This is a genomic window from Cyclobacterium salsum, assembly GCF_010119245.1.
Taxonomy (GTDB): Bacteria; Bacteroidota; Bacteroidia; order Cytophagales; family Cyclobacteriaceae; genus Cyclobacterium; species Cyclobacterium salsum.
Genome location: NZ_WNKG01000033.1, coordinates 1 through 3,094 on the forward strand (window position 1 = coordinate 1; position 3,094 = coordinate 3,094).

Annotated in this window: 1 protein-coding gene; it reads right to left on the reverse strand. The window is 45.9% G+C overall.

Annotated elements, in window-relative coordinates:
* Positions 1–307: 307 nt before the first annotated feature.
* Positions 308–3,094 (reverse strand): HYR domain-containing protein (locus tag GJS45_RS23520; protein WP_162344341.1); only part of this gene is annotated, 2,787 nt, incomplete at its 5' end.

Consider the following 3,094-nt stretch of genomic DNA (forward strand, 5'->3'; position numbering starts at 1 on the left):
AAGGATATAGTTTCATCCTACGTGGTCAAATTTTATTGGATTTTCCAAGAAGCCCGAAGAAAGTTGGGAGCGGATATTCGATCTGTATCTTATATAAAAATCTCCTTATTTAACTCGTGAGGACGAAAGCCTTTATTTACAAGGAATTGCCCTGGCTGTTCCTATTGCAAACATAAAGTCGGTTAAAAGCTTTCAAATAAGATTTCGGAATAAAACGGGAATGTTAGCTCAACAGCTGCCGACATCTTAGAATAAAAAAAACCGCCTCCCTATTGAGAAGCGGTTTTTATCCATTAATTCAAAGTGACTACGGTTTGAGAAGAACGAAATGATGGAATCCTGTAGATGGGGACATCAAGCGTAATAAAAGCTGATCAGTCGTTGCTTTCCAACGGCTAACTTCCAGAATAATCGTGTTGCTTCCCTGCACAATGGATTGCTTCTCTTCATGTATCAATCTGCCTTCCATACTGAAGATACTGATGGATACTACTTCATCCATATTGCTTTCCATGTCGATAAACAACTTTTCTTGCAATGGGTTGGGATAAAGCTGCAGGTTTAGCGTTACAGGCCCTTCCGGATTTTCCAGTTCTTTAGTTCTTCCAGCGGTTTCGCTAACATCGAAGCGGGCATTTTTGCCTGATTTACCTTTATGGATGACCACACTGCCCCCTCCGATGACCGTGGTGGATTCTGCTTCATCGGAAGCACCCATTTCATTGTCGTAGATTACCCCGTCATTGTCCCATATTTTTATACGGAACCGGTCCAAACCATCTCCTTTGAGCTTTCCATCCACCGCAGAGAGCATAAAACCGTACTGGCCGACGCCATTTACCGTGCCTTCTCCTTTGAATTTAGCGGAATGCCCTGCCACCACCAGCCAGTCATAGGAAGTGCTCTTGAAATTGAGGTCACCTGCTTTAAACTGAAACTCTGTATTACCGGTAGGAATGTTGGCACCGCGTTTATATTTGGAAACAAAACCAAAGTTTGCTTTACCAACTGCATTGGGGTACATTTCCGATGCCCCGGCAGGAGAATCGATCCAGCCTCCGCCGGTGACAAATTCACCATTGGGATCAAAGATGACAATAAGGTTAGAATAGGTATATGCTGCCGTCTCTCCGCAATGATCCGTTACTACCAGAGATACAGTATATAATTCTGCCGTGTTAAACGTACGCTGACCACTTACTGTATTGGTACCTGTAGTAGCATCATATATAAAGGTGCCTGTGGTAATAAGCCCATCACTCCAGTGCCATTCCACAGAAGCGATGTTATTGTCCGTTACTACATCAATGATGGTAACTGGGGATCCCACAGGATTGGGATCAACAGGGGCCACCAAGGAGCCGGAAATCACAGGTACTGCATTCGTTACGTTTACATCTTGATAAGCCTGACTCTGATTACCACTGGCATCAACTGCTGTCCAGGTTACCGTAGTTTGCCCAATAGGAAATTTTGCAGGGGCATTATTGGATAGCTGAACACCCGCACAATTATCATTAACGATAGCTTGTCCTAAATCAACGATTGCGTTGCAGGATTCCGGATCATTGGTTACGGTAATGTTTGCCGGTGGTACAACGGTAGGAGCCAGGTTATCCACTACCGTCACAGTAGCGGAAGCGGTTGAGGAGTTCCCGCTGCCATCTGTTGCTGTCAATACCACCGTATTTTCTCCTACATCCCCACAGTTAAAGCTAGTGATATCCACCTCCAGGCTTAGGTCACAGTTATCGCTGCTGCCATTGTCAACATCCAGGGCAGTAATCGTAGCCTCACCGGAGGCATCCAATTCCACGGTGATATCCTTAGCTGCTGCAAGGGGTGCCAGGTTATCCATTACCGTCACAGTAGCGGAAGTGGATGATGAGTTGTTATTTACATCTTTTCCACTCAACGTGACCTCCACAGGTGTCCCTACATTTCTACAGCTAAAACTGCTGATGTCCAATACAAGGCTGGTTTCATCTATCGCACAATTATCACTGCTGTTAGCCGGGTCGTAAATATCTGCCACTGCAATAGCTGCCTGTCCGTTGGCATCCAGATTCACGGTGATATCATTGGTCGCCAAAACAGGTGCTTCGTTGTCCATTACCGTCACAGTAGCGGAAGTGGATGATGAGTTGTTATTTACATCTTTTCCACTCAACGTGACCTCCACAGGTGTCCCTACATTTCTACAGCTAAAACTGCTGATGTCCAATACAAGGCTGGTTTCATCTATCGCACAATTATCACTGCTGTTAGCCGGGTCGTAAATATCTGCCACTGCAATAGCTGCCTGTCCGTTGGCATCCAGATTCACGGTGATATCATTGGTCGCCAAAACAGGTGCTTCGTTGTCCATTACCGTCACAGTAGCGGAAGTGGATGATGAGTTCCCATTCACATCACTTCCACTCAACGTAACCTCCACAGGTGTCCCTACATTACTACAGCTAAAATTGCTGATGTCCAATACAAGGCTGGTTTCATCTATCGCGCAATTATCACTGCTGTTAGCCGGGTCGTAAATGTCTGCCACTGCAATAGCTGCCTGCCCGTTGGCATCCAAATTCACTGTGATATTATTGGTCGCCAAAACAGGTGCTTCGTTGTCTTCAACTGTCACCATAAAGCTCTGCTGAGCGGCCACATTTCCTGCTGCATCGGTGGCGTTTACATAAACCTCGGTCTGGCCTAATGGAAATACATGCGGGGAAGTGATTGCCGTGCTTACACCATCCACCAGAATGCTAAACTCAGGAGAAACGGAAGCATCGGAATTGTCTGTTGCTGTAGCAGAAAAGGGGACAGATGCAACACAGGTTCCCGCATCAGTACTTACCGTAATGGGCGCTATGGCCTCAATAACAGGAGCTTCATTATCTTCCAGCACCTCCTGTAGTTTAACTACCCAGTAATCCCAGCCACCTTTATTGTTTTCACTTTTATCCCCTGAAGCAGAAGAGTTAGAATAACCTGCCAGTAAATAGCCTCCATCAGGGCTGGTAGTGGTACTGCGAAGAAAGTCAGTGTTATTCCCCCCTATGGTTTTGTCCCAGACTTTGTTGCCACTGCCATCTATTTTGAC